The 25,843-nt window shown below is 46.7% G+C and carries 16 protein-coding genes and 5 pseudogenes; 8 read left to right on the forward strand and 13 right to left on the reverse strand.

The genetic code is table 11. The features are described from left to right. Positions 1-383: 383 nt before the first annotated feature. Both ACG0Z5_RS22640 and ACG0Z5_RS22645 read right to left on the reverse strand, forming a co-directional pair. Positions 384-1,775, reverse strand: coding sequence for a DUF2971 domain-containing protein (locus ACG0Z5_RS22640; protein WP_394451347.1), 1,392 nt, complete (start codon positions 1,773-1,775; stop codon positions 384-386). A 221-nt stretch (positions 1,776-1,996) separates the two neighbouring features. Continuing rightward, positions 1,997-2,491, reverse strand: a pseudogene (locus tag ACG0Z5_RS22645) (IS630 family transposase); the annotation flags it as partial. Positions 2,492-2,624: 133 nt separating this feature from the next. Here ACG0Z5_RS22645 and ACG0Z5_RS22650 point away from each other — a divergent pair. Next, entirely contained in the window at positions 2,625-3,503 is an 879-nt protein-coding gene (locus tag ACG0Z5_RS22650) for a restriction endonuclease (protein WP_048797430.1), read from the forward strand. A gap of 1,079 nt (positions 3,504-4,582) precedes the next feature. On the opposite strand, the pseudogene ACG0Z5_RS22655 reads toward ACG0Z5_RS22650, so the two are convergent. Next, a pseudogene (locus ACG0Z5_RS22655) lies at positions 4,583-5,201 on the reverse strand (LacI family DNA-binding transcriptional regulator); the annotation flags it as partial. A gap of 407 nt (positions 5,202-5,608) precedes the next feature. Then, positions 5,609-6,865, reverse strand: a complete 1,257-nt coding sequence (locus ACG0Z5_RS22660) for a beta-propeller fold lactonase family protein (RefSeq protein WP_394451348.1) — start codon at positions 6,863-6,865, stop codon at positions 5,609-5,611. A 315-nt stretch (positions 6,866-7,180) separates the two neighbouring features. On the opposite strand from ACG0Z5_RS22660, the gene ACG0Z5_RS22665 reads away from it, so the two are divergent. From ACG0Z5_RS22665 to ACG0Z5_RS22680, 4 genes and pseudogenes are all read left to right on the forward strand, one after another. Beyond that, positions 7,181-8,104, forward strand: a complete 924-nt coding sequence (locus ACG0Z5_RS22665; RefSeq protein WP_394451349.1) for an IS5 family transposase — start codon at positions 7,181-7,183, stop codon at positions 8,102-8,104. Positions 8,105-8,243: 139 nt separating this feature from the next. Continuing rightward, a pseudogene (locus ACG0Z5_RS22670) lies at positions 8,244-8,363 on the forward strand (entry exclusion protein 1); the annotation flags it as partial. Next, positions 8,358-8,477, forward strand: a pseudogene (locus tag ACG0Z5_RS22675) (IS3 family transposase); the annotation flags it as partial. The pseudogenes ACG0Z5_RS22670 and ACG0Z5_RS22675, both read left to right, overlap by 6 nt. Before the next feature lie 489 nt (positions 8,478-8,966). Further along, a complete protein-coding gene (locus ACG0Z5_RS22680) occupies positions 8,967-10,469 on the forward strand; it encodes an 8-oxoguanine deaminase (protein WP_394451350.1) in 1,503 nt (500 codons plus the stop codon). A gap of 141 nt (positions 10,470-10,610) precedes the next feature. On the opposite strand, the gene ACG0Z5_RS22685 is transcribed toward ACG0Z5_RS22680, so the two are convergent. Both ACG0Z5_RS22685 and ACG0Z5_RS22690 read right to left on the reverse strand, forming a co-directional pair. Next, positions 10,611-11,171 carry a TetR/AcrR family transcriptional regulator gene (locus tag ACG0Z5_RS22685; protein WP_394451351.1) on the reverse strand — a complete coding sequence of 187 codons (561 nt, stop codon included), beginning with the start codon at positions 11,169-11,171 and terminating at the stop codon, positions 10,611-10,613. Between the two features lie 129 nt (positions 11,172-11,300). After that, positions 11,301-11,567, reverse strand: coding sequence for a YdgH/BhsA/McbA-like domain containing protein (locus ACG0Z5_RS22690; RefSeq protein WP_394451352.1), 267 nt, complete (start codon positions 11,565-11,567; stop codon positions 11,301-11,303). Positions 11,568-12,007: 440 nt separating this feature from the next. Here ACG0Z5_RS22690 and ACG0Z5_RS22695 point away from each other — a divergent pair, with 440 nt between their 5' ends. Further along, the gene (locus ACG0Z5_RS22695) at positions 12,008-12,898 is read left to right on the forward strand and encodes a LysR substrate-binding domain-containing protein (protein WP_394451360.1); all 891 of its coding nucleotides are present in this window, start codon (positions 12,008-12,010) and stop codon (positions 12,896-12,898) included. A 149-nt stretch (positions 12,899-13,047) separates the two neighbouring features. After that, positions 13,048-14,040, forward strand: a complete 993-nt coding sequence (locus ACG0Z5_RS22700) for a zinc-dependent alcohol dehydrogenase family protein (RefSeq protein WP_394451353.1) — start codon at positions 13,048-13,050, stop codon at positions 14,038-14,040. Positions 14,041-14,143: 103 nt separating this feature from the next. On the opposite strand, the gene ACG0Z5_RS22705 is transcribed toward ACG0Z5_RS22700, so the two are convergent. The 7 genes and pseudogenes from ACG0Z5_RS22705 to ACG0Z5_RS22735 all read right to left on the reverse strand — a co-directional run bounded on the left by ACG0Z5_RS22705 (position 14,144) and on the right by ACG0Z5_RS22735 (position 22,359). Continuing rightward, on the reverse strand, positions 14,144-14,926 hold the full coding sequence (locus tag ACG0Z5_RS22705; RefSeq protein WP_394451354.1) for a DUF1796 family putative cysteine peptidase: 783 nt from the start codon (positions 14,924-14,926) through the stop codon (positions 14,144-14,146). 73 nt (positions 14,927-14,999) lie between these two features. Then, on the reverse strand, positions 15,000-15,194 hold the full coding sequence (locus tag ACG0Z5_RS22710) for a hypothetical protein (RefSeq protein WP_394451355.1): 195 nt from the start codon (positions 15,192-15,194) through the stop codon (positions 15,000-15,002). A gap of 482 nt (positions 15,195-15,676) precedes the next feature. Further along, on the reverse strand, positions 15,677-16,822 hold the full coding sequence (locus ACG0Z5_RS22715) for a DUF3322 domain-containing protein (RefSeq protein WP_394451356.1): 1,146 nt from the start codon (positions 16,820-16,822) through the stop codon (positions 15,677-15,679). A 1-nt stretch (position 16,823) separates the two neighbouring features. Continuing rightward, complete coding sequence (locus ACG0Z5_RS22720) at positions 16,824-18,170, reverse strand: SbcC/MukB-like Walker B domain-containing protein (RefSeq protein WP_394451361.1); 1,347 nt, start codon at positions 18,168-18,170, stop codon at positions 16,824-16,826. Positions 18,171-19,907: 1,737 nt separating this feature from the next. Continuing rightward, positions 19,908-20,111: pseudogene (locus ACG0Z5_RS22725) on the reverse strand (ATP-binding protein); the annotation flags it as partial. Further along, complete coding sequence (locus ACG0Z5_RS22730) at positions 20,108-20,857, reverse strand: DUF4194 domain-containing protein (RefSeq protein WP_394451357.1); 750 nt, start codon at positions 20,855-20,857, stop codon at positions 20,108-20,110. The gene ACG0Z5_RS22730 and the pseudogene ACG0Z5_RS22725, both read right to left, overlap by 4 nt. A gap of 5 nt (positions 20,858-20,862) precedes the next feature. Further along, entirely contained in the window at positions 20,863-22,359 is a 1,497-nt protein-coding gene (locus ACG0Z5_RS22735) for a DUF3375 domain-containing protein (RefSeq protein ID WP_394451358.1), read from the reverse strand. Between the two features lie 734 nt (positions 22,360-23,093). Here ACG0Z5_RS22735 and ACG0Z5_RS22740 point away from each other — a divergent pair. Continuing rightward, the gene (locus ACG0Z5_RS22740; RefSeq protein WP_394451359.1) at positions 23,094-24,938 is read left to right on the forward strand and encodes an Ig-like domain-containing protein; all 1,845 of its coding nucleotides are present in this window, start codon (positions 23,094-23,096) and stop codon (positions 24,936-24,938) included. Positions 24,939-25,843: the final 905 nt, after the last annotated feature.

Consider the following 25,843-nt stretch of genomic DNA (forward strand, 5'->3'; position numbering starts at 1 on the left):
GGTGAATCGGATCTTACGCATAGCGATCTCCTCAGGGGACATAATCAGTATGTCGGAAGATCTCTAAAAGTGAATGGTTCGGTTAAGCGGGGTACTTACAATTTATCGGCACCCTGAATTGTGGTTGCGTGACAGCACGACTCATCTTTTTAAAGAGCAATAATCGGCCCGTACGAATGAACGTCCAAAAGCTCGCCAGTGGAAGATGGCGCGATTAGCGTGTGATATCGGCGTTAGGAGGGAAATGGTAAAGTTAAAAAGGGAATGAGAGAGAAAATACATAGAACAGTAATTATACTTAATTGATCTGTCGGGGGATAATCTGACAGGTTTTCTTGTAGGAAAAGTAACTGTCAGACTATGCTTAAAACTATACAATAAATTTATCGGCGATGTTTAATGTCAATCTCAACTTTATCCATTTTATTCTCCTTGTGATTATAAAATGCCTGGTAGAATTTAAAGTCGAAAATATGGTATTTATCGCATTTATTTACCAATATATTAACAATCTCACATTTGTCAGAGTACGATGTCTTAATGCCAAAAACTATACCCTTAAGAAACTGGAATTCATATCGTACTTTTCTATTAGCGATATCATTTTCGCCAGAGAAAGTTGTTATAATTGCCCTGGCTTCATTTTCTTTACTCCAATGTTCTGTCTTGCAGAAAAAAAATGAATGCATGTTGTGATTGTATTCGTCGAGCCACCTATGATGATTAACATAGCGATGATCATAATAATGGCTTCGTTCTTCACCATCACTTAACCAGCAGTTTTGATAAATGCCACGCTGGATATTTCCTACAGAATTGAAGAAGTTTATCTCTGGATAATTGCCTGAATAATTAACAGGTTCAATTTTCATGTCTATTGGTTTCGTTCCACCTGTTCGTGTAATCTTTATTACGTTATCTTCTGGGTTCCGTGTATAGGAATCAAGATATTCGGGAGTAGTAGTTTCAAATATCAAGCAGCAGCCTTTATGATTATCTCCATAATAACCCCACATATCGGAGTCGGGATAATTTTTTGTAAAGCAAGTTATATACACATCATTGTAGGTTAATTGGCCCAACTGATTAACAAACTCCTGAGCAAAAAATTGCAAAAGATAATGATAGTTTTTCTTAAATACAATGTTGGTTTGGTTTTCAAAAATTGTTAGATTAGATTCTAATGCTGAGTTTTTATGCATTGCTGCAATTGTGGGTAAAAAATCACTAGAGATAGCATCGATAAAATTAGGATCTAGAGTATAGCAATCCATTTTACTGATTATTTCAAATAATGTGTTGTGCTGTAATTTATTTAATTCAATACAGATCTCTTTTATAATTAAAAGATGTAAGCTGTTAAGGATGAAAAAAAGCTCGTCTTGATGGATTTTTTTATTTTTTTCTGAAAGGCATGTAATTAATTCATTAATGGCGTTTATTCTGAACACAGTGCTTTCTAATGCGTTGTAAGTATTTCTGAAAGAACGATCTATCCCATTGTTTATATCAAAATTAAATAATAATAAATCAGAGGACAGTAAACTTTCATTGCTTGAGCAGCTTGCTTTTAATAAGCAGTTTGTCAAGTTAAATATGTAATATCTTAACAGATTTCTCCAGACTATTTTATCTCCCTGCCAAAATAAATTTAAGAATCCTTCCTGAGGGTCGTTTAGCTCATCTGGTGATGCGAAAAAAAGCTCCTGATTCTCAAGTTCATGAAATCCATTTAGTAAGGAACTTGTATTTCTTAGTTTAAAAAAAACATTCATACATAACTCCAATTAAATAAAAGGTGATACAGGTAATTAAATCGCTACTGCTTGATTACAATACCACGTCAGTTTTTTTATTTTAACAAAATCATTTTTCATTATTTTTAAATACATACGGCAGGAAATTAATTCACAAATCGTGAGACTTATATAGTGGTGAGTATATGTTTGTAATTTGTAAAAATATGTAGATTACTAAATAGCTGCGCTTAATACCGCTACACTTTTGCCAGACCATGTTTCCCTCCGGGGAATGGATTGACCGTATCCATGAAGTGGTTAACTTTTCTCAGAAGCTGCCACATAGAACGGTACTGATGATTGCGGGTTATCGTATCGTGAAGCGCCTGCCATAACCGCTCAACGTGGTTCACACACGGCGAATAAACGGGCTGGTAAATCACACTGAACTTTGGATCCGCTTTTAGCCAGCGCTGCGTTTCCCGGCTTTTATGGATGATATAGTTATCCACGATTAGCGTGATGGTTTTTGCCCGTCGATATGTGGCTTTAAGGTGTTTCAGCAGACATATGAACGGCGCCGAGCTTTTGCTATTGCCACCAACATGACTGACCTTTCCCGTACCGCTGTGTAAGGCTCCGGCAAGATAGTATTTTTCATTCTGGGCCGACGTGGCTACATGCTTTTGTTGACCGCGAGGTTGCCAGTCTGCGCCGATTTCAGGGTTGAAATGGATGTCCACTTTTCGCTCACAGCGCACCTTCTGCTCAGTTAGATTGGCCCCGTTCTGCCAATAGCGGAACACGCTAAAGCTGGTGTACAGGTGCTGACTCATTTCCTCCTCCACTTTCATACAGTTATACTGTGAAAAAAAGGAGGTAGGCGTGAAACTGAAAATGCAGGATTTGAGGCTGTTTAATCTCGTGTTTGAGAGCGATCCTGGCTGGATACTGGATTTCTCTAACCGCACCTTGTCTGCTTTTTTTGATGAAGAACTAAATATTGATATTGATGATGAACGTTATCAGGAAGAGGGGACGTCAAAGGCCAAACGAGTTAGATGCTTGCTGAAACAGGCTGATCGTGAGACCGCTCTGCGGGTTCTTGGCGCTCTCTGGCAGTATAAAACGGAATCCATGCCTGAACAGGCTGAACAAAGCAGTAATGACTATCTTGCACTGATTTCCCGCTTAGAAAACGCTGACACCGATGAAGCCAAAGGTGTAAAGCCTGTCCAGGCATGGCATGGTGTTGACTGGCCTTCACTTATCGCTGAAATGAACGAGATGAAATCTCTGCCGCCACATCCACGTGGTTTTCGGTTTGAAGCCTGGCTTGCTGAACTGTTCAGTATCTTTAAGCTCGCTCCCCGTTCGTCTTTCCGAAATACAGGCGAACAGATTGACGGAAGTTTCCGACTGAATGACGAATTTTACCTGATGGAGGCAAAGTGGCATCAGAAAAGAACGTCGGCTGCTGATCTCCATGTATTTGAAGGAAAGCTCAGTACCAAGGCAACCTGGACAAGAGGCGTTTTTATCAGCTGGATGGGGTTTACGCCTGAAGGTCTGACAGCTTTTGGTAAAGGAAAGCGTGTTATCTGTGTCAGTGGGTATGATCTTTACCACTCACTGAGTCATGGAATCCCTTTGCCCGACCTTCTGGACGCTAAAACCCGGCACGCAGCTGAAACGGGAGAGGCCTATGCTGAGTTCGACCGACTATATGCACTGAAGAACACACAGTTCGGCACGCTGAAATAACGGGTTGGGAAGCGGTGACTGCTCCCCGTTGTTTCACACAGAATGCTGCTAGTAATGCCCGCATATCGCTCATAGCTGCCTGTCAATTTGGGTTGCTCTGTCCCGGTTTTCTATTGGAAACGACCAAGTAATTTGCGAATAGGTAGTCAAGAAAAATGCGCATGGGCGATCAAGTGAATGCTAATACCCATCAACAACTCCCCGCCCGCCCCCACACCTGCTCGATGCTGAAGCATTCGAACAGGCCTGGCGAAATTTGACGCCGTGGACCGCCTTAATTAAACGCCGTTCACGGCGTTTAATTTCGATGGGACTGTTAGTCCCCCCCTGTTTTTAGGTTGATTAGAAAAAAATAATTACTGAAAGTTGGGGGGCTACGGGGGTAGGATTCGAAATGCGTGCTCCGGTCGGCCTCCGGTATTTTTAGGCATTTCAGGAGTGACTGACTCTTACAACCGACTGTTTGCAATAAATAAACAATGGTTGTCTCCGGTTTTTCTCCGTTCCTACGAGTGCAATTGAGATATGAAAGAATGAGGTTTTTGTTGGGTGTTCTTTGCTTTTGAATAAAGGCCATTTGACCTGTAAAACCGCAGGGTACTGTTTGTATTGACTTTATGCCTTCAACCTACTCTGTTCATGGGATTGAAAATCCCCGTGTCCTTGGTTCGATTCCGAGTCCGGGCACCACTATTTAAAGAAACCAGCTTAACGGCTGGTTTTTTGCTTTCTGGGGTTACGGTAGATCTCTGGTCGAGATGCTCGCTGATGCCCCTGCCCTGCCTGCCTCTGCCGTCCAGCATGAGCATTTCCCTTTAGCGACTCCCTACCTCCCGGTCACGGTGCTGTTGTCTGTTAGGCTTCAAATTGCCACAAACACTATACCTACCCTGTACAGCCTTAGTCTGGTTCCATCACCACAAGTGACATCCGGTCTTTGTCCGGTCTGAAGAAACAGTACATCAATCCTTTTTGACATGCCCATAACACAAAGTAATGCTGACGTACTCGCTAATTACCTGGGAAATCAGCGATACCGAATGACCAGATTCAATGGCCCACTACAGATCCAGTTGCAGAAAAATACGGATGGCGAGAGACGTTGCCTCTCTTGCCATCCTATCGATCGGATAATGAACGGTGGTCAGCGGCGGAGAAAGATATTTTGCCAGTATGACGTCATCAAATCCTACCACAGAGAGTGACTCCGGGACGCTGAGCCCCCGGGTTCTGAGGGCGTCAATAACACCTGCGGCCATCACGTCATTAAACGTAATTGCGGCCGTAAATGCCGGTGACGAACCGGGAAGACGCCGGGCGGCAAGCACCCCGCCGTCCTCATTAAAAGGAACCCTGATAATCCAGTTTGATGCAGGGGTAATACCGTACTCAAAGAGTGCTTCATGATACCCCCTGAGTCTGTCGGCCCGATCGGCAGATCTGAAGTGTTTCCTCCACGCCCCGTGCCAGTCGGGCAAAGAAAGGATCGGCAAGATTTCCCGTTAACAGACCAAGAAATTTACCACTGCGCCGGGCAAGGGCATGTGCGATCTGATTTCGGCGATATCCCAGTTCCCGCATGGCTTTCTCTACGCGCGTGATAGTTTCCGGCTCTACATAGGCACTATGATTAATAACGCGTGAAACGGTGGCGGTAGATACGCCAGCACGCACAGCCACATCTCTGATCGTCGCCATCTGATTTCCCTCAGGCAGGTGCAGTTTCCTTAATGTCTATAAGGTTTACGCTAGACGACAGGATAAAAAAAGGACATGCACCTTCACATGTCCTGAAATGTATATTTAAAGAAATCAAAGCGGTAAAGATTCAGTCAGATGCGGGATGTGATTCAGCCGTGACCGCCAGTTACCGAGGTAGTACATAGGCGTATGCAGTATTCGCCGCGATGGCGCATCCGTCAGGGCATTTGCCGTGCGTGCGCCGGCACCGCAGGCGGGCTCGTAAAACGTGACAAATGGCTGCTCACGCAGCTTCCTGATAAGCGTTAAACGAACGCCATATTGACGGTTAGTTATTGGTAACATGAGAAACCTAGGGTTGGACTTATAAGTCCCTCCAGTATAACTTCACCGCTACGTTACTTTTAAAAACCCGTAATACCTTGAGGGCTATTCAATGGGATCTGATAACTTTCAATACGGCGAAGTGAGTCACTATCAATTCTGTACGCAACAAGTTTAGCGGCAGATGGATAAAGCTGATAAAAATATCCGTTTGAAGAAACCCAGTTACCGACAGGAGAGCCTGTGGCAACCGCTTTTGGATCATTGGATAAATCGCTCTTTTCCAGCTTGCCTTGCCCGCCTTTAGAGTAAGTCAACGTATCAGATTTCACCGTAAAACTGGTAACATCTCCCGTGTCAAACCCTGCAACGAAAGCTACTTTCCCGTCAGGTGACATACTGACCCAGCAACTTCCAATGGCATCTTTGCCCGGAACATTGACTTTGGCTTCCGCGCGGGACAAATTAGTAATTGTACCGTCCCCATTAAGTTTCCCAAGAACGGCAATCCCCGGCGCTTGATCAAGGGTATTAACAAATCGTCCATCTCCTCCCGGAATAAATGTCAAACCAAAGGGAGTCTCTCCATCTGCGTCATAGAAAAGGGGGGTTCCCGGGCTACCGTCTTCCAGAACAGGGAATACAGCAATTCCGTTTTTAGTGGTTTTGTTGGCAGGAAATAAAGTGAACTTTCCGTTGATTTTTTCAGGACGCTTATCATAGAGAACATTGGCAAGGAGATAACGATTATCCGGGGATACTTGGATTTGAGTTAATATGCGGTCATTCATGCTGTCAGTGTTAATGCTTTGCGCCCCGGACTTGAGCTTTAAGGCTCCATTTTTTACGCTGAATGTCCTTATATGATCCGGGCCAAAAGTATCACCGACATACAGTACTGATTTTTCGTCATTATAGCTTAATGTACTTGATACTCCTGATGATTCAGTGCTTTTGTTATCCACCAAATGAAGATCGCCTGACTCATCCACGCTGAAACTGGATACGGAATTATCGCCAGCATTGACGACAAACAGCCATTTATGGTCCGTACTCATGGTAATGGCACTGGCACTAACCAACGCATCTGCCGATGATACTGACATAGTTAGTGGTTTATACCCACCCGTCCCCTCTCCACGGGTGGATATTCTACTAACTTCAAGTAAAGAGCCATTTTTCAATTGGATGTAATGAATCACTTTATTCAGCTTATCATTTGCATTCACATAAATATGATGACCACTGAAACTCCGCTGTATATCGTTTTCTGCAGCCGACACTATATTCGAAAACAACGAGCAACCTGCTATAACTGACCATAGATACCATTTCATATAATTATTATCCTTAGTTTTAAATTTATGAGCGCATCAATTGCCTACGAAGTATACAAAGAAATTGACACATCACTAGTTTAATAATCTGAATATCTCTTTTCTAAATATCTGCAGACACCTCATTTAAATATTTTTCGTTAAAGGGCATCATTCGGCATTTTTATCGCTAATAAAAACCAGGGCAGGATAGTACGTTTAAAAATCAGATGGCAGCATATTTTCTTAAATAGTATTAGGCTTTGTTGAATAAATCGAACGTTTGGCCGTAGTCAGGATCAGATCACCACACTCCTGATCCTGCAGCGATATCACGTGGCAAAACAAAAGTTCAAAATCACCAACTGGGCTATCTACAACAAAGCGCTCATCAATCGGGGCTCACTGACATTCTGGCTTGATGAGTCGGCCATTCAGGCCTGGTATGTCGAGCCCGGCACGTCTTCACGTGGTCGTCCTCAACGTTATTCTGAGCTCGCTATTTCCACCGTACTGATGCTCAAACGCGTTTTTCGCCTCACGCTGCGCGCCGCGCAGGGATTTATTGACTCCATTTTTACCCTGATGAAGCTCCCGCTCAGGAGCCCGGATTACTCCTGCGTCAGCAGGCGGGCTAAGTCCATTAATATCCCGTTTAAAACCCCCACGCGCGGTGAAATTGCCCATCTGGTTATCGATTCCACCGGATTAAAAGTCTTCGGTGAAGGGGAGTGGAAGGTGAAAAAACACGGTCAGGAAAAGCGCCGCGTCTGGCGGAAGCTTCACCTGGCGGTGGACGCCGGTACTCATGAAGTTATCTGCGCTGACCTGTCCCTGAATAATGTGACTGACGCAGAGACATTCCCGGGACTTATTCGTCAGACCCATCGGAAAGTTAAGGTCGCTTCCGCCGATGGCGCTTATGACACAAAACGTTGCCATGACGAGCTGCGGCGAAAAAAAATCAAGGCGCTTATTCCGCCGCGAACCCGGGCGGGTTACTGGCCGGCGGAGTATGCGGACAGAAATCAGGCGGTGGCCAGGCAGAGGCTTACCGGGAGCAATGCTTACTGGAAATGGAACACGGCTTATAACCGGCGGTCGGTGGCAGAAACGGCGATGTACCGGGTTAAACAACTGTTCGGTGGGTACCTGACGCTGCGTGACTATGATGGGCAGGTTGGTGAGGCTATGGCCATGCTCCGTGCCTTAAACAAAATGACGCGTGCAGGGATGCCAGAAAGTGTGCGGATTGCCTGAAGAGGTCATTGACGGGAGGCACTTTTATCTAAATCCGATTTATTCAACAAAGCCGCCATCACCATAAATCGGCGCTCCGTCGCCGGTCAAAGTAACGTATCATTTAACCATGAGACACTCACGGGACACTGTCACTTTTATGGCATGGCACACTATCCAGGACACCCTGAAATTAACCGGGAAATCGCGGTCGCAATTATACCGCGATATGGCGAAAGACTTTGTCAGCTACAGAAAGGGGAAGGATGACCGCCGGGAATTAATGCGAACAGTGGTATTTAATTATATCGAGTGTGATTACAGTCGGTGGCGTCGTCACAGTGCCTGTTGCGGCCTAAGCCCGGAACAGTTTGAAAAACAGAACCTCGCTTAGGGCCGTGTCCACATTACGTGGGTAAGATCATTGAGGGCCAATAGAACGAAAACGTACGCTTTGAAGATAATTCGTTGTTTATATGATATGTTGGCAACTGAGCCGTATTGGGGGTCGGTTTGGGAAACGGAAATCCTTGTACGTTAAGAGCATTATTTAACCAATGTGGGTAGGTAACTAATTGATTTAGTGTCAGCGTCTATCGCTTTTAAGTGCTCGCGTAATCCGTATCGCATTAAGGTTATCTCATTAGCTCAAAATACCAGCCGTGCTGCATATAGCGCGGGGGTAAAGCCCTTCGCAGGTCTGTCGCATCCAGGCACTGTATCGATAATAAGAAACATTTAAAGTAAACGTTTTCGCTCATAAATAATTACCATCATTGATATTTAAAATGGATAATTTAATTCATTAGAAACACCAATTTAACCTTATGATATATATAATTAAAGAAACAGTTTTTAAGTTTATTTAAAATAAGGAAAACTCATGAAAGATAAACAACCAGATCAGCTACGTCGATTACTAGTTAAAACACCTTTCCTGGCCCCGTTATTAACCACCTTACCGGCGATAGCAAAAGAGAAACTGTTATATTCCCTTACTGAAGATAAAGCGAAAGGTTCTATCCCGTCTCAGAGCCAGACGCTGCTGTTGAAAAATGCAAATATGGTCGTGACCATGGATAAAGACAGGCGTGAAATTGAAAAAGGCTGCGTCTTTATCAAAGGTAATACGATTGTTGCCGTGGGTTCCGAAAGCGAAGTGCCGCAAACGGCAGACAGAGTTATCGATCTAAAAGGTCATATCGTTATTCCCGGTCTGATTAACACTCACCATCATATGTATCAGAGCCTGACCCGTGTAGTACCTGCGGCTCAGGACGGAGAACTCTTTACCTGGCTGACCGCGCTGTATCCTATCTGGGAAAAGCTGACCCCGGAAATGATGAAAGTTGCTACCAAAACCGCAATGGCAGAGCTGATGCTTTCAGGCTGTACCACTTCCAGTGATCACCAGTACGTTTACCCGAACGGCATCAAGCTCGATCACAGCATCGAGGCGGCGCAGGAAATGGGGATGCGTTTCCATGCTTGTCGCGGCAGCATGAGCGTAGGCAAAAAACAGGGTGGTCTGCCACCGGACTCTATCGTTGAAGATGAAAAGTTCATTCTCAAAGATACCCAGCGCGTGATTGAGCAGTTCCACGACGCTGAACGCGGTGCGATGATCCGCATAGTGGTTGCACCTTGCTCGCCGTTCTCGGTCAGCGAAGGGCTGATGCGCGATTCCGCAAAACTTGCCCGGGCGCACGGTGTTTCCCTGCATACGCACCTGGCGGAAAACGTCAGCGATATCGAATACAGCAAAAAGACTTTTAATAAAACGCCTGCGCAGTATGTGGAGGATCTGGAGTGGGTCGGTCACGACGTATGGCATGCGCACTGCGTGAAGCTTGATGATTACGGCATGAAACTGTTTGCCCGCACCGGTACCGGTGTTGCGCACTGCCCTTGCTCCAACATGCGTCTGGGTTCTGGTATCGCGCCAGTGCGCCATATGCTGGATGCTGGCATGCACGTAGGTCTGGGTGTGGACGGTTCTGCCTCTAACGACAGCTCCGATATGATTGGCGAAGTGCGTCAGGCTCTGCTGCTGCAACGTGTTGGTTTCGGCCCGGAAGCGCTGACCGCACGTGAAGCGCTGGAAATCGCCACCCTTGGCGGTGCGAAAAACCTCAATCGCGATGACATTGGTGCGCTGGCACCGGGTATGATGGCGGATATTGCGGTGTTTAACCTGGAAGGCGTTGGCCTTGCTGGCGCACAGCACGATCCGGTTTCCGCACTGGTGTTCTGTAACCCAGGTAAGGTTGCTTACAACATCATCAATGGTCGTGTGGTGGTGGATAACGGTAAGGTGACTACCGTAGATGTACCGGTGATCATTGAGAAACACAATCGCCTGGCTCATCAACTGTTGGAAGGCTAATACCTCTGACGGTGTGCAACCTCCTTAGCCAACGCTAAGGAGTCTAACGAAACAGATGCTCCAACAGGCTGTTTTACTAAGGCCATCGCTGCGAGCAAGGGACTAAAAATGCATTTTACAGGCCATCAGCGGGCAGAATGATTAATGACGGCTGAACATCTGTTGTACCGCGACCTTCATTCGTTCGCAGGCATCATGCGGCGGAACACGGTTCAGCATCAGCGCGCCCTTGACCGCACAGTTGATAATAATCGCAAGGTCAGCTGGTTCACCGCGGAATATCAGTTCACCGCTTTCCCGGCCGGTACGCAGCACATCTGCGATTATCCTCAGGTCTGTCTGCGCCAGCTGACTCACTGCATCCTGCAAGGCCGGTTCGAACAGGTTGCTGTCTGACAGCATGGCATGGACACCACACATCTGCCCCTTTTGCGCGCAATACGCGAAGGCGTCCATATACGCATCAAGACGGGCTTTCCCGGCGGGGACCGACAGCAGCGTTTCTTCCATCTGCCGGAGCCGGTTTTCCTTGCGCTCACAGTAAGCAATACCCAGTTCAGTTTTGGTCGGGAAATGGTAGTGAATACTGGCCTTGCGAATACCAAGGCCTGCAGCCAGGTCAGCATAGCTGAACCCCTGGAAGCCATTTTCCTGAATCAGCGTGTCAGCCAGGTCAAGGAGGCTGTCATAGGTGGACATCATTGTTCTCCGGGCACAGGGGTGCCTGTTGTGTTCAGATACGGGAAAACCCGGCAGTCAGTGAGACTCCGGGTTTTTTCGTATCCGCCCTCCCTGAGGCAGGAGGCGCTGCGGCGCATTCAGCGGCCTGACTTAGCGATACAGAATAGCTGTACCACTCAGCTTATTGTTGCCGGAAGCTCCCACAATCCGGTAGTGACTGGCGCCGGCATCCTCGGCTTTCATGGCCAGGGAGGCACTCAGGCCATCCAGGCTGCTGAACCCGCCGGACGATACCTCGCCAATTTTTTGCAGTGACGCCGCCTCACTGCGGGTGACCATTTGCGGGGCGGCGGCATAGGTCAGGGCAGTGGTGGACAGGGCGATAATGGCAAGGGTGGTTTTGATGATGTTTTTCATGGTGAGGCTCCTGATATTCTGTTGTGTGTTTCTGTGTGTGTGTCGTGCTGTTGAAATCAAGACTACCTACCAGTAGATAGATTAGCAAGAGACAATTTGGCTCACCGACCTAAAACGTGACCCTGATCACATTTTTGTTGATGGGAAGTGTTTGGGCTGGAATAAAGCAATGCGACTTATGGCCAGCTGGAAAGTCCGCTCTGTGCTGCATCCATCGGTTGAACTCACAGGGCATTGAAGTCGATGATGCGTTAGATATCTCTGAATCGATTGAAGTCTAAGGTTGTCAGGGCTGCAACAGCAGCACTGTGCCAAAAGCGGACATAGTGACAGCCTGGAAGTTCTTATCTGAACGAAAAGAATTAATGTCGTTGGGATGGTTTACTTTACAATGCCAGTTTTAAACAACCTACAAAACAGGTGATCACGTGCATACCAACATGATTGAATACCTTAATATTTTTATACAGGTTGTTGAGCAGGGTAGCTTCACAAAAGCCGCTGATGTACTTCAGATCCATCGCCCCACCGTGAGCAAAGCTATACAGCAGATAGAGAATGATCTGGGTGTAAAACTCATTCATCGCACAACCCGAAAGCTGAGCGTTACTGCTGAAGGGGATGAGTTCTATCATCATGCCAGGCATGTTCTGGCTGAAGTTAATGACATGATGGCCAGTTTTTCACCGACTCTTCCACCGCGAGGACGCCTGCGACTTGATGTACCCCTGGCGCTGGCGCATGCCATCTTGATCCCTAATCTCAGGGATTTTCGGGCACTGTACCCAGGTATTGAAATCGTGCTGGTTTCATCGGATAAAAAAACTGATTTGATTACGGAAGGCGTAGATTGCCTTATCCGCCTGGGCGCACTTCAGGATTCAAGTTTTGTTTCCCGACGTCTTGGTGACATCAGGATGGTAACCTGCGCAGCCCCGTCTTACCTGCGAGAGCACGGTCGGCCGGAAACACTTGCGGATCTGAATCAGCATCAGGCGGTTAACTTTTTTAGCGATCACAGTCGTGAGGTGATGGTATGGAAGTTTATCGAGGACGGTAGTGTCGTTTCGCTGCGCCCTGCGAGCAGTATGCTGGTTGATAATTCTGATATTCTGCTTTCCTGTGGTCTGGCCGGTCTGGGTATTATCCAGGCCACCTTTGACGCCCTTGCCCCCCATCTCTCTTCCGGCGCTCTTGAAGAGGTTCTGACGCAATACCCCTCGGTGTCGAAGCCCGTATCAGTGATGTATCCGGACAGGCGCTATCTGTCTCCAAAAGTACGGGTTTTTATCGACTGGTTCACTGACGTTATGGCCACACAGATCCGCTGAAGCAGGTGGATTGTTAATGGATAATTAATACTGAAGTTCCCTGTAGGCTATTTTTGGTGCGTTTATAACAATGTAGATTGTTCACAAATGATTCGGGCACCTCTTCGGCATTATTCTGAAGATGTACCGTTAACTGACGAGAGCTGAATATGTCTAAAGTTGTTACCTTTAACCGCACCGGTGGTCCGGAAGTGCTGCAAATTGTTGATATAGAAGTGCCCGCGCCGGCCGCAGGTGAAGTGCAGATTCGCGTACATGCTATTGGTCTCAACCGTGCAGAAATCATGTACCGCACCGGCCAGTATGTTATTGAGCCGGAATTTCCGGCACGTCTTGGTTATGAAGCAGCAGGTGTTGTTCAAGCCGTAGGTGAGAATGTTGAAGAGTTTGCCAGTGGAGATCTGGTAAGCGTGATCCCTTCATTCATGTTTAATGAATACGGCATGTATGGCGAACGGGTCAACGCACCGGTGCACGCTGTCGTGAAGCATCCGGAAAACCTTTCCTTCGAGGAAGCCGCCGCAAGCTGGATGATGTATGTCACCGCTTATGGTGCGCTGGTTGAATATGGCAACCTTCAAGCTGGTCAGAATGTCGTGATCCGCGCAGCATCAAGCAGCGTGGGTCTGGCTGCCATACAGATAGCTAACATGTTGGGTGCAAAACCCATCGCGCTTACGCGCACCGCAGAAAAAAGCGAAATGCTCCTGAAAGCCGGTGCAGCCGCCGTCATTGCAGCAGCGGAGCAGGATATGGTTGCTGAAATCAATCGTGCAACAGATGGCGCGGGCGCCCATATTGTTTTTGATCCCGTCGGCGGCCCCGACGTGGCAAAACTGACTCAGGTAATGGCACCGCAGGGCATGTTCTTTCAGTATGGCGCGCTCGATAGCCGTGACATGCTTGTACCTGTATTTGATATTCTTGGTAAGCATCTCACTCTGCGTGGATATGAACTGTTTGAAATCACGATGGACTCTGAAAAAATGGCGCGCGCAAAATCCTTCGTCACAGAAGGTTTAAGAGTTGGCAAACTGAAGCCAGTCATCGATAAAACGTTCCCGCTCGACAAGATTGCAGACGCCCAGCGCTATATGGAGGCCAATGGGCAGGTCGGCAAAATAGTTGTGGTCGTAGAGTAATTATTACCGCAGTAATTTTATTGTAGAGGGCGACCATTCTATTAACAAAGCCGAGGAAAGTGGGTAATATATTCAAAAAACCAACCCTTTCCGTATAGTTACGCTATGAGATCAAATACTGTTTGCTGATATCATCAACTTTACTGAACATTTCTGCAAAAAGCCTGTCATCTTTTTTTGCCCAGAACGTGTCTAAATCATCCCCACCCCAAATATCATGGGTATGACACACAAACTCAAGTAAACCTGACTTATGGAAATTAAAATCTATGAATTTTTCAGCACTTCTGCCAATAATGTTTTGGTAAAAAAGCACCACTTTACAATTCCGATTTTCTATGTTGTATAAGGATAATAGTTCGTTAAGGTGAGATCGTAGCGATGAAATATTTGAGTTGTCGGTTATTCTGTGATGATATAAAAATACAAAATTCCTTGTTCCCCGCAACTTTATTTGCCGTGAAATTCGTCGTTTAAATGCCCTATTATCCTCTCTCACTTTGAGCGGATTATGATGTGTAAACTCGAACCCGAGCATGTGCCGGGGACTGTACTTGTCATTGCATTTTTTATAATACGTGGAGCGAATAACAGAGTTGGTGCCATCCGGACATTGTACCAAGTAATCTTTTTTTAGCAGATTTTTATACTTATCATATTCCATTTGAAGAATATACTCAATATTGGAACGCCCTGAGGAAAAAACCGTACTAAAAGATTTTCTGTTGTGCCTGCGTAAGATATCATCAGGAAGACAGTTCTCACCCATAGAAACCCAAAGCGTATCAGCTTTGAGATTGTCTTTGCTCTTCCATTTTTTATACATGTTTTTAATAGTGCGCTTAAAAGAACGAAAATTGTTTTTTAAATATTGATTCATAATCATTGCATTTATTACCTTTAACACTCTCTTTGTTGTAGGGGATTAAGGTGATGGTGATATCATCACATTTCAGTAATTATTGGTTTATTTCACTGTATTCAACAGGGTATGCGGATTTTATTGCTGTTGATGTTAATAAAGTGGTTTGGATTTCCGGGGAAATATCAAACATATCCTGTACAGTTATGTTTGTGGGATCTTCAGCAAAAGCTTCAGAAGATATAACTGCTGCGGTAGTTAAATCAATTGCGTTGCTAGCTACACCATTCATAAGTATAATCCTCTGTGAAAATGTAATTCATAATGTAATTAATAATTAATCATAGCATTTACTTTCCTATTATGGAATGCAGGGATTTTCTTAAAATAAAGATGGAATAAATCAAGGTGAAGATTTGAGTCTATCTTGATCCAGATTAGAGACTGTAATTAAACTTGTGTAATTGCCTGCTTTTGATATATTCACTCCAGTAACGGAGACAGGAGAATTATGGACAAAAAGAAACTCAAAGTGATCTCCCCCCTGTAAACAGTACCAGTTTAAACTGATTTAACCTGGCATCGATATTGGGAAGGGATCAAGATTATGAGAAATGTTCGAATCTCAAAAACCCAGTATCCCGTTCACTCAAAACATCTTAAGTGAACGGTGTTATGCCTATAGCGGGTTTTTTGCTTTTTCATTAATTCAGTTTCCAGATGCCCCACGGGCTATCCGCACACAGCAAACCTGACTTCCTTGATATTTGTTAATTATCTTTTTCCCCACTTAAGAAGTGTCTCTTCAACGATCCCCACAGGCAAAAATTCCTGCTCCAGCCGACCACACGGTAAATCGGTCAAATAGCGATAAAAATCGGCTTCTTCATTGAGCAAGCCATCAGGAATGGCCTCTTGTGCTTTGACCGGTTCAGGAACAGCGTTATGGCTGGCATATCTCTCAAACAACTTGCGACTCATGAGCAGAACATCAATAGCCGAACGAGAGCGTCTGGCTCTCGCCAGCATCAGCAGCCCCCAGCTATCCATATCGCCCCAATAAGCAATATGTTTTCCCTCCAAAACGGGGCTGGATAACCATTTCAAATCAAGGCCGCACCCCAGGATCGCGATAGTGTCAGATAACATCGGGAGTTGATGAAGACACTGCTCGTTTTCAATAACCAGGAGACGCGATGCAGGTAATGTCGTTTCCGTGAGTTCTGCTGTCGTAATCCGACATTTTTTAAAAGGAAGTAAGCCCGGTGATAACGGCACAACCAGAACCCAATGGCTGGCTTCATCAAAAGCATCCAGAAAAGTTGTTAATCCCTGCTCACTGGCTTCGCCTGAAAAACGCACATCCAACAACCGAGTTAATAGCGAGAGATTATTCTCTATAAATTTGGTATCCACCCCTTTTCCGGAAAGTAACCTTAACGGTAATCCCTTTGCACAGCCAGGTTCTAACTGGCATGCAAGCCTGGTTGCGCTGATAATGTCCTGTGGATTTTTGTCCCGCCAGAGAGAACGATGACTGACCAACAGGGGATGAAAAATAGGATCAACATGCTCAATAATGCCTTCCAGAAAGCGGAACTCCCGGCTCACCACCGGATCCGCCGCGGCGTTGATCCAATCAGAAGGGCCATTCAGGATCCAGCGCAATGGCATTGATATTGGCGCGTCACTTGCCCGATAACTCACATCTTCCCAGTCCACACGCCCAACCCCAACTTGCCGCCATAGCTGCACATGCTGCAAAGCGTACTGCGTTTGCTCTGCGAATATTGTGGCGGAAGGCTTGCCTATGGACAGACAGAGCGGCCAGTTATCAGGTGACAGCAAACGCTCAGTCCGAAGCTTCGCGTTATTCCACTGCCGGGTTAGCTTTTTACGAAGCTCATCAGGAGAAAACATTCTACGCGCTCTCCCGACGCTGATAGTGTTGTTCAAGCTCTTCCCAGCTCAGCGAAGCCATATTTGAATCCTGACCGCGTCGGTGGACAACAATAGCCGAACGAGTATGGTCGCGTAGCAGACGCATTTCTTTATTGGGCGTGATAAAGACCGCATGTAACCCAAACTCTCTCAGTGCTGCAATGATCCTGCCCGCCACGGCATGAGAGCTACGGGAGAACGCTTCATCGAGGACAATAGTACCAAACAGCGGATAACGACTGCCCGCAGGGCAAAGTGCATAGCTAAGTGATGCGGTCAACACGTAAGAAGCGATAATCTCTTTTTCTCCACCACTGCCGCCCTGTGAGCCAGTGCGTGACTCAATCACATTCCCGCTCTGACGATCCATCACCGATACGGCAAACTCAAGACGAAAACGGGGATCCAATAACGCCTTCGCCCCCAATGTTCGGTTTCGTTCACAAGCATCCCGTAGTTGAGCCACCAGCACCTGCAAAGCCTTATAATGGCTCTCGCCGTTATCATCGACAAACCGGGCGGTATTCAATTGGCGCTGCGCTTTTTCAAGCGTGCGCAAGCTTTCATGAATCACTTTTTTAGTGTCTAAACGCAGATAGCGATCCGGCTGAAAATCGACCCTAAACATGGTTTCATTAAGCTCATTGAGACGCTCTTCAATGACCAACACCTCATGGTCAATATGGCTGAGCAACTGCGTTACGCCATCGTCAGATGAACGATTCAGATAGTCAAGGAAGCGGTTGAGCTTATCTGGCAGGGCTTCTTCGGTCAGTTCCTGCAAACGCTGTAAATAAACAGGAATGTCGTCCAAATCAGCCCCGGCCTCAATGAGCGCTCCTGTATCCACACGTTTGGCTTCAGACATACGTTTGGTCAGCTCAATGTTCAGTCGATGCAGCTCACTTTTAACATCCTCAATTTCTTTTTGAATTCCCCGCTCATGTTGACGTTCCAGATCGCGAATGTCGGGCAGGTGCTCCAGAGTCACCGCAGGAAAATGTGACGCGCACAACTCTTGCTCTTCACCCTGCATACCTTGTTGCGCGGTTTGCGAGGCCTTACGTTCTGCGGCCCGGGCTGAGGTGAGTTCTGTATCCAGCCCGTGAGTAACTTTATTGGCAGCTCTGAGCTGAGTATCAATTTCAGATTCAACGGTTTGCGCCTCATCAAGTTTTGCTTTCGCTACACTCGCGTCAGAATCCGGGCGGATTAGATTCTCCAGCCGCAGTTTGAGCACTTCCAGTTGTCGCTTTGCGCCGGGAACATCGATGTTATCGTAATCAATCTGTTGTATTTTCTGGAATAAAATGGCCTGATTTTGCAAAATCCCCACTTCACCTTTCGCAAATTCAAATGCCTTGTTTGCAGTTTCAACTTGCTCCTGAAGCGCAGCAATTTCTTTGGCAAGGAAGTTCAGACGATCGCGATTATCGAATCCCGTCAGCCAGTCTTCATCAAGACGTTTCTGATCCTGCTTGTCATAAAAACGCTGTTTACCAGACATTAATCCCTGCATCGTCATGGCATGTGGCCTGTCGCGCAACTGTTCGGGGCTATCAACACAATGCCTGTCGCTTTCTGCCAGTAACGCTTTTACAGCTTCCCGCCACGGATGATCTTTCCACAACAGTTTGCGAGTAAAGCCATCGTCGAAAAACCGGGCGGAAGAGTGCGGTAATTTGACTTCCAGCAGCCGGACATGCAGACGGTTATTACGCTGATTTATCCAGCGTAGCGCTTCCGGAGCTGATTCTGATGAAACAAGAATACGCAGCCGATTACTTCCGATGGCGCGCTCAATCGCACCACGCCATTGCGCTTCCTCAGGTTTCACCTGAATCAGTTCAGCGACGAAAGGAAGTTCAGACTCATCAACGTTCAGTGCTTTTGCCAGCTCACTGCGAAACGCCTGATAATTGGCGGGAAGGTTAGAACCTGGACGGCGTGCAATCTCAGCGCTTTCAGTTTCTCGCTCGCGTAGTTCTAGGGTAATGTTATGGCGGAGTGCGCTTTTTTTATACAGTTCTTCTTCTTTCAGCTTTATATCACCGGCAAGCTGCTCAAGCCGTAGTTCGACTTCATGCTGATTCTCTTCCAGTTGAGGCTGGCTCAGGTCAGACGGCAATCCAAGATTGCGGGTTAACTGTTGATACTGGTGGGCATGAGTTTCCCGACTGCCAAGCGCTTTTTGCCAGTCTTTGATGCGCTCATTCAGATCATCAATATTCGCGCCCCCCGCCTGGTAATAATGCTGCATGCAATCGGCCACCACCTTTTTTTGCAGCTCAAGCTGAGACTGGATCTGTCCTTCGCGAGTTTGTGCCTCACCAAGCTCGACTTCAAGATGGCTGACCTTTTCTCGCCAGAGCTGACTTGCCTGTTGTGCAAACCAGATGGGTAACAGTGATTCCAGCGCCTTCCTGTCAGCAAGTTGTCGCTCTTGCTTCTGATACTTATCCCAACTCAAGGCAACAGGTTGCAAGGACTGCTGCTGTTTACGCGCCGTTTCCAGTTCCTGATGAATTTCAGTCAGACCATCAAAACTGTTGGCCACTTCCGTCGCGCGATCGAAGGCGGAGTGATCGTCCAACACCAGCTCGCGAAAAATCTCATCAATGCTGTTTAACTGTTTTAACCCTGCCGCCCGGTTTAGCAGCGTAAACGCGTTTTCCCCCACATCGAAGAAATCCCGCAGACGCGCCAGATACTGCTTTTTATTGGGGTATGTCCAGATGCCGGTCACTTCCTTTTCCCTTTGCCGCAGCAAACGTGTGCCACCCTCATGGTAAACGTTCAGCCAGTGCTCAAGCGTCTGCCCGGGGTTATCGCTGAAAAGCCAAAGTCTTTTCATGTCCGTCACGCTGGAACTGGTGGAATCAAACCATAATAGCGCCCCCAAGCGGACCTGTTGCCCTTCACGCTCCAGCGTAGCAGAGATGCCGGTCACGGTTTTACCCGGTCTGGCAATATGCGATTGTCCCTCACCTCCATCACCAGGACCGGATACGCCGCGTACGTAAGAGATAAGATCCCTGTCGCTTTCATGTCCTCCAGTGGAGGCAAGGTTGTAGCGAGGGTTGGCGCAGAGCAATGTCATTAGGGCATCGACAAGCGTGGTTTTACCGCTTCCGGTTGGACCAATAATGGCCGTACCTTCCTGATGGATTGTTGCCTGATGCAATCCATGAAAACCACCCCAGTTGAACAACTCAATACGGGTGAGAATGAAAGATTCCTTTCTACCCAGACGCACCATCTGATTCATATTTCCTCCTCGTTGCTATCCTTTTCTGACGAATGATGTGGAGAGGTTTGTTGGTCAATCTGCTCCCGCAGCCATACCAGTAATGCCTGAAGGTTTGTCGGATCGGCAAGATGGACAATAATTGGACGGATAACGATCCGCTCATGCGCATCCGGCGACGTAACCAGCCCATGTCCCTTTAATTGATCCAACAGGGTAAAAAGCCGAGTTCTTTCTTTTGATTCACTCCCCGGATCGCCGAGGTAGATCTGTAGTTGAGGAAGGAGATCGTCGATAGGTATCTGTGCCTGGCTCGCACCCGTTCCGCTTTCTTGCTCCCAGGCAACAAAATGCTGGCGAAGGATGGCAACCAATAATGATTGTTCCAGGGTAAGGCGCTGCCGTCTCACCAGAGGGTGAGACCATTCATCCTGATCTGGCGTTTCATCGAGCCTGACTTTGACATACAGCAGACCGCGAATCTCATCAATGCCGATATCCAGATCGAGGGGTTCCAGAATGCAGGAAACCTCTTCAGGATGAGTAAGTACAACGCGGTACAGATTGGGTTTACTGGACTCTTCCAGCAGGCCATATTTGAGCAATTCCTGAGCCGCTTCGCGTATTTTTTTCAGTGTTCGCAGTTCGCTACTCGTTACAGTTTCCTCAACAGGCGCATCGGCAATCTCTTCGCCTGATGGCTCTGGTTCACTACTTGCATTTGCGCTAACGCCCTGGCTAATCATTTTGTCAAAAAATCCCGCCATACCCACTACTCCCAATCAATATCCACTAATGCCTGACTTTCCAGACCGGTAGTGGGCAGATTAAATCGCCAGCGACGACCTTCCTCATCGTTAAGCTCAGCAAATTCACGTTCTGAATCAATAACCTCAATGCCCGCTTCTTTTGCCATGCCAATCCAAACAGCGAACGTTTCGAGATCGTGAACAGGGGGCAACAGCGCCGCCAGCTCAGCCAGACCAACGGGACGATTTTCTTTTATCAGAAGCTGCAACGTCTGCTGAATCAACGCCTCACGATCAAGACCGTTGAAAGCATCCCAGAAATCATCTCCAATCTGCGTTAAATCCGCGGCATGATTACTGAGATCCAACATTTGTTCCGCTTCATCATCCACCTCTTTAAAACGTAAACGTTCAATCGCAGGGATGCCCGTTACCGCCACACCAACGGCAGGAAGCGGAACGTCTTGCTTGCGAACCATCTGACGTTGCCAGTCGAACTTTAACGCCAGATTCAGAAATTCATTAAGCAGATGACCAACACGGTGATGTTCAGCAGCAAGACCGGTTTTCATAAAACCGCGGACATCGCGCTCGCTACGGGCGCGGGCCTGGAGTACAGTTTGCGATTCATCTACCAGTCGTTTAACCAGCCAGCGCAAATCATGACGCTGCAGACGATTGAGGGCATCAGAAGCGGAAGGATGGTTTAGGATTACGCGCAGTCGCTCGCTCATTGCAGTCAACTCTGCTGACTGACGTAGCTGTTGCTGAAAACTGTCGAAGACTCTTCCTTCCGGCGTATTAAGCAACGCGTCCTGATCGTTCAGCAGTCGTTCTACAATATCCCCGCGATGATATTGCTCACCAATAATGGATTGTCGAAGCGCGCGATCGGCATCACGCCAGGAGTCTTCAACGCGACGAAAGTCAGCCCTCAGGCTGGAGGCTAAATTGAAGACCTCACGAATATGTTCAACAGCCTGATGTGTTTCCAGCACTTCAATATGCCCGGCTTCTGCCTCTTGTAATTCACGTTCCAGCTCGGCAATACGGCGACGTAAGCTTGACACCCGGTTTGCCGGGTTAGGATTAAGCCGGGTTTCCAGGTTTTCAATTTCTCGCTGTACGGTGGACAAACGGGAAGCCGTAGAAGTCATGAAACGGTTATCCAGCGACTCAACAAACGTAATCGCGACCTCAAGTGCATCGGTAGCGAAGATACGCCCATCGCGTTCGACAATTAAACGCCGTTTAATCCATTCACGTAGTTCGCGACTAGCCTGGAGAGACTGATTTTCCTGATTAATGTCATATTGCTCTTGGCTCACATGCTCGGCAAGAATACCGGTCAGAGACTGAATCGCTTCTTCAAGTGGAATTCCATCATGTGATTTTTCAAAGAGAGTTTTCAAACAGCCCAGTACCAGCGGGGAACGACGGGTGGCAAGAAGTATCCAGGCAGGATGTTGATTTCTCGCTGAAATATAGTTTTCCGTACGCTGCTTTGTGTTTTCTTCCATGTAGCAGAACCTTCAAAATGCTGGTTGAAGTGCACAGACTCCGATAATTCGCCGTTGTGGATTTTTTCTCCAGTAACCTGCCCTAGTTTGTGAATTTCATCACAATATTTCCTGTGGCGACGTTTCTTCCCGACCTCGCACTTGCACAAATCGCAACAATATAACATTACGATGAATTTCCATTTCAGATGAGAATCGAGCAGGAATCCATCAGGAGAATCAGCGGATTATGACTCCGGTTGACCCGAACGACATTCCCCCTCGACCGTCAACGTCGCCTTGATTCGATGGTGCTTTGGGGATGGCAATATCAGCCGGAGCACGTTGGTCTTGCCCGTAACCTGCGGCATTGCTGTTCTCGGCTGGCTACTCTGCGATGATAGGAACCGATCAGGGCACGGAGTTTACCTGCCACGCTCTCGATCAATGAGCCTTTGAGCATGAGCAAGATCAGGCCACATTTACGCTGAAATCCATTGTGAAAAATAAAAATACCCCATCTAAAAAATAGACTTAACTGATGAATATATAAACAGGTCAAATTTAACTCTATTTTCTTGATTTTATCATGCTGATTTTTAACATTTTTTATTTATCTAAAAATATAGAAAACTGAAAAGTAAAAACATATTAAGAGTTAAATCAAACAAACTGGAGTGTCAGAATTAATTTTCAATGTTAATATTCTGGCTGATTTTATCCTTGTAATATTTTAAATGTAATGTAGGTATTATATGTCTATTAATTATTCTAAAAACAGAAGCATCCAAACGACCGATGCTATTTCAACATTGTCAGTTGAGGGTAATCAATTTACACCTACACCTGCAGAGCCTGGTGTGCTAAATATCGATTCGATTACGGATAATGTTGGCGCACTGACTGGTGTCGTCGACAACTTCGGTTATACCGATGATCTGAAGCCAACCCTCGGCGGTTTTGCTGGTCCCGCTCAGCACGATATGATTATTAAGCTTTTTGTTAATACCATTCCCGTAGGCACCGCCATTGTGCAGGCTGACGGTACCTGGACCTTTACGCCAAAAAACGAACTGGAACCGGGACACGAATATATTTTCCAAACCGTTGTCCAGGATCCTGGTAGCAATGCACTGGTCGTATCTCTTCCTTACACGATTTACACTACAGACCCTGGCATGGATGATGTGACGGCGCCTGAGGCAGCGACTGATCTGGTGTTAATTGATGATACGAACGCCTTTAATATTGAAATTCAAAATGACAAAACCACCCATGACAATACACCCACGTATACCGGGAAAGCTGAGGCGGGTAGTACAGTAATTATTTCCGATAATGGTCACGTCATTGGTTACGCTACGGCCTCAAAAGATGGTAATTGGTCATTCACTCCGGAAACTGCTCTGTCAGATGGTTCACATATTTTCACTTGCGTCGTGAAGGATCAGTCAGGTAACTCTAGTGATAATTCAGCGCCAATCCATTTCACCGTTGATACAGGTCATAGTGAATTTTATGTCACTGATGCTTATACGGCAGATCCATTTAACGGTGGCATAATGAGCCTGGAAAATGGCGAAAGCGCATATTACAGCGTTAACAATGTTGCTAACTGGTTAACGCACTTTAATCTCCATGTTGGCAATCCAGAAAATGGAGATGTAACTGCAAAATTGTATATCGATGGTAAACTAGAACCAACTTCCCAATATACAGTAGAGCCAGATGCCCGAGGCAACTACGCATTTAGTTATTCTAACGATTATGGTAACAAAATATATTCGGGTTCCCATGAGTTTGTTGTCGTGTTCGAACAGGCGGGTAATAGCACCTCGTTTAGCTACCAGATACAACCTGATGTCGTTGATACTGTTGCACCGGCTGCCTACTATTCAAGGTTAATTCAGTGGGATGGCCAAGGCCATATGAATTGGTTCTCGACGAGTCATAGTACTACAGATCACAATGTTTTAACTTTCTCTGGCTACGGTGTAGAAACTCACACCACAGTCTTCGTATATGACAATGGCGTTGAAATTGGTTCAGCATCCGTAGATGCACATACTAATTGGTCATTTACCGCCGATAAGCCGTATGCTAACGGAGACCATAGTCTTACCGTTATTGTTGTAGACCCTGCGGGTAATGCAAGCCGTGCCTCTAAACCCGTTCACTTTACCGTCGATGTGCACGATTCTTCTGCGCCTCATGACTCTTCTGCATCCATTGATACCTTAGATTCTGCATCCGTTGACACTTCTCATACTGATGTACCTGCGGTAATAATGACTTCTACAGCATCTATTGATGATGGCCATGTCCATCTGGATAACGGCAGCGTTGATAAAGCTCAGATCTCGCTTGATGATGTCCTCAGTGAGGGCAAAGAAGACATGCTGTTCCGTGATGGTAAGATACAGGTTGCCGTGCACGGCGATGCGGGTGACATTTTGGTCCTCAATGAAGCAGATCTTCAAGCGACGACCTGGGAAGAGCACCAATTGACTATCGGCCATGTGGATTACGATCTTTATCGGGTGACTGATTCTAATATCGAACTATTGATTCAACACGGTATTAATTTCGAACACCACTGAAATTAGAATGCATCCTATGGGTTAACGTATATTAACCCATACGTGACCGTGTAGTGGTCAGGCAATACTGGCCACTGAAGCTGTTTTTAATATTCCATCTTGCGATTTTATTTAGCCGAAAACTCTCTTTCGTTTATTCGACTGGCCTGTGGGCAAGAGAACAGTTTATGCTTATTAAGCGCAAGTGTGGAGAACACCCTGTGTTCTTTGACTGATTTGGCTACCGAATACGGTAGCCATTTTTTTGCCTGATGGCTGGAATGCGACAAGCCCTGATCACGCTCCTGTACCCACCATCGCACGCTGTTATCGCCAGGCGATAAGAAAACAGCGCTGGCATGGGTTATATCTTTCCCTATGCCACAGAACCATGACTATCCCTGGTAATTCTAATTATCCGGACACTGCTTTCGGTTATTATAATATAGCGACACAGACCCCTACCTGTTTCAAGCCCCTGTTTTATTCAGGTTCCCCCTGAATGAGCTCTTTCGGCCCCGGCAAATTCAGTTAAATGATTAAGCGCTTTTTCATTTTATCCAAAACATAATCAGAACACGCCCGCCCCCCTTCCCCGAGGGCGATTCTGTTATCTGTAATGTCCTTTTTTATTCTTATCTGTTTATTCGTCATGGACACAGCGTTTACTGTGCAGACTGGACCACGCACGATTCACCATCGGTATTACCCCCCTGCGGTGGAACAGTGTTTTTTATTTCCCCCGCCCCACAACCCCGATAAGGAATAAATACACTATGGCTGATTACACCTCCAGTTCACGCGACACGGCACAGCTTGCCGGCCTGCTGGCCGACCTGCCCGTCGAAAATGGGCAGTTAGTTCCCACCCCCGCCGAGCCGGGCGTGATTAACATCGACACCATCTCTGACAACCAGGGTGTGCAC

It is taken from the genome of Scandinavium sp. M-37 (genome assembly GCF_043558715.1).
Lineage (GTDB): Bacteria > Pseudomonadota > Gammaproteobacteria > Enterobacterales > Enterobacteriaceae > Scandinavium > Scandinavium vulneris_A.

Bases quoted from the DNA above. Each gene is read 5' to 3' on its own strand.
- ACG0Z5_RS22640 (WP_394451347.1), bottom strand. From the start codon at position 1,775: ATGAATGTTTTTTTTAAACTAAGAAATACAAGTTCCTTACTAAATGGA.
- ACG0Z5_RS22660 (WP_394451348.1), bottom strand. From the start codon at position 6,865: ATGAAATGGTATCTATGGTCAGTTATAGCAGGTTGCTCGTTGTTTTCG.
- ACG0Z5_RS22680 (WP_394451350.1), top strand. From the start codon at position 8,967: ATGAAAGATAAACAACCAGATCAGCTACGTCGATTACTAGTTAAAACA.
- ACG0Z5_RS22685 (WP_394451351.1), bottom strand. From the start codon at position 11,171: ATGATGTCCACCTATGACAGCCTCCTTGACCTGGCTGACACGCTGATT.
- ACG0Z5_RS22690 (WP_394451352.1), bottom strand. From the start codon at position 11,567: ATGAAAAACATCATCAAAACCACCCTTGCCATTATCGCCCTGTCCACC.
- ACG0Z5_RS22695 (WP_394451360.1), top strand. From the start codon at position 12,008: ATGATTGAATACCTTAATATTTTTATACAGGTTGTTGAGCAGGGTAGC.
- ACG0Z5_RS22700 (WP_394451353.1), top strand. From the start codon at position 13,048: ATGTCTAAAGTTGTTACCTTTAACCGCACCGGTGGTCCGGAAGTGCTG.
- ACG0Z5_RS22705 (WP_394451354.1), bottom strand. From the start codon at position 14,926: ATGATTATGAATCAATATTTAAAAAACAATTTTCGTTCTTTTAAGCGC.
- ACG0Z5_RS22710 (WP_394451355.1), bottom strand. From the start codon at position 15,194: ATGAATGGTGTAGCTAGCAACGCAATTGATTTAACTACCGCAGCAGTT.
- ACG0Z5_RS22715 (WP_394451356.1), bottom strand. From the start codon at position 16,822: ATGTTTTCTCCTGATGAGCTTCGTAAAAAGCTAACCCGGCAGTGGAAT.
- ACG0Z5_RS22730 (WP_394451357.1), bottom strand. From the start codon at position 20,857: ATGGCGGGATTTTTTGACAAAATGATTAGCCAGGGCGTTAGCGCAAAT.
- ACG0Z5_RS22735 (WP_394451358.1), bottom strand. From the start codon at position 22,359: ATGGAAGAAAACACAAAGCAGCGTACGGAAAACTATATTTCAGCGAGA.
- ACG0Z5_RS22740 (WP_394451359.1), top strand. From the start codon at position 23,094: ATGTCTATTAATTATTCTAAAAACAGAAGCATCCAAACGACCGATGCT.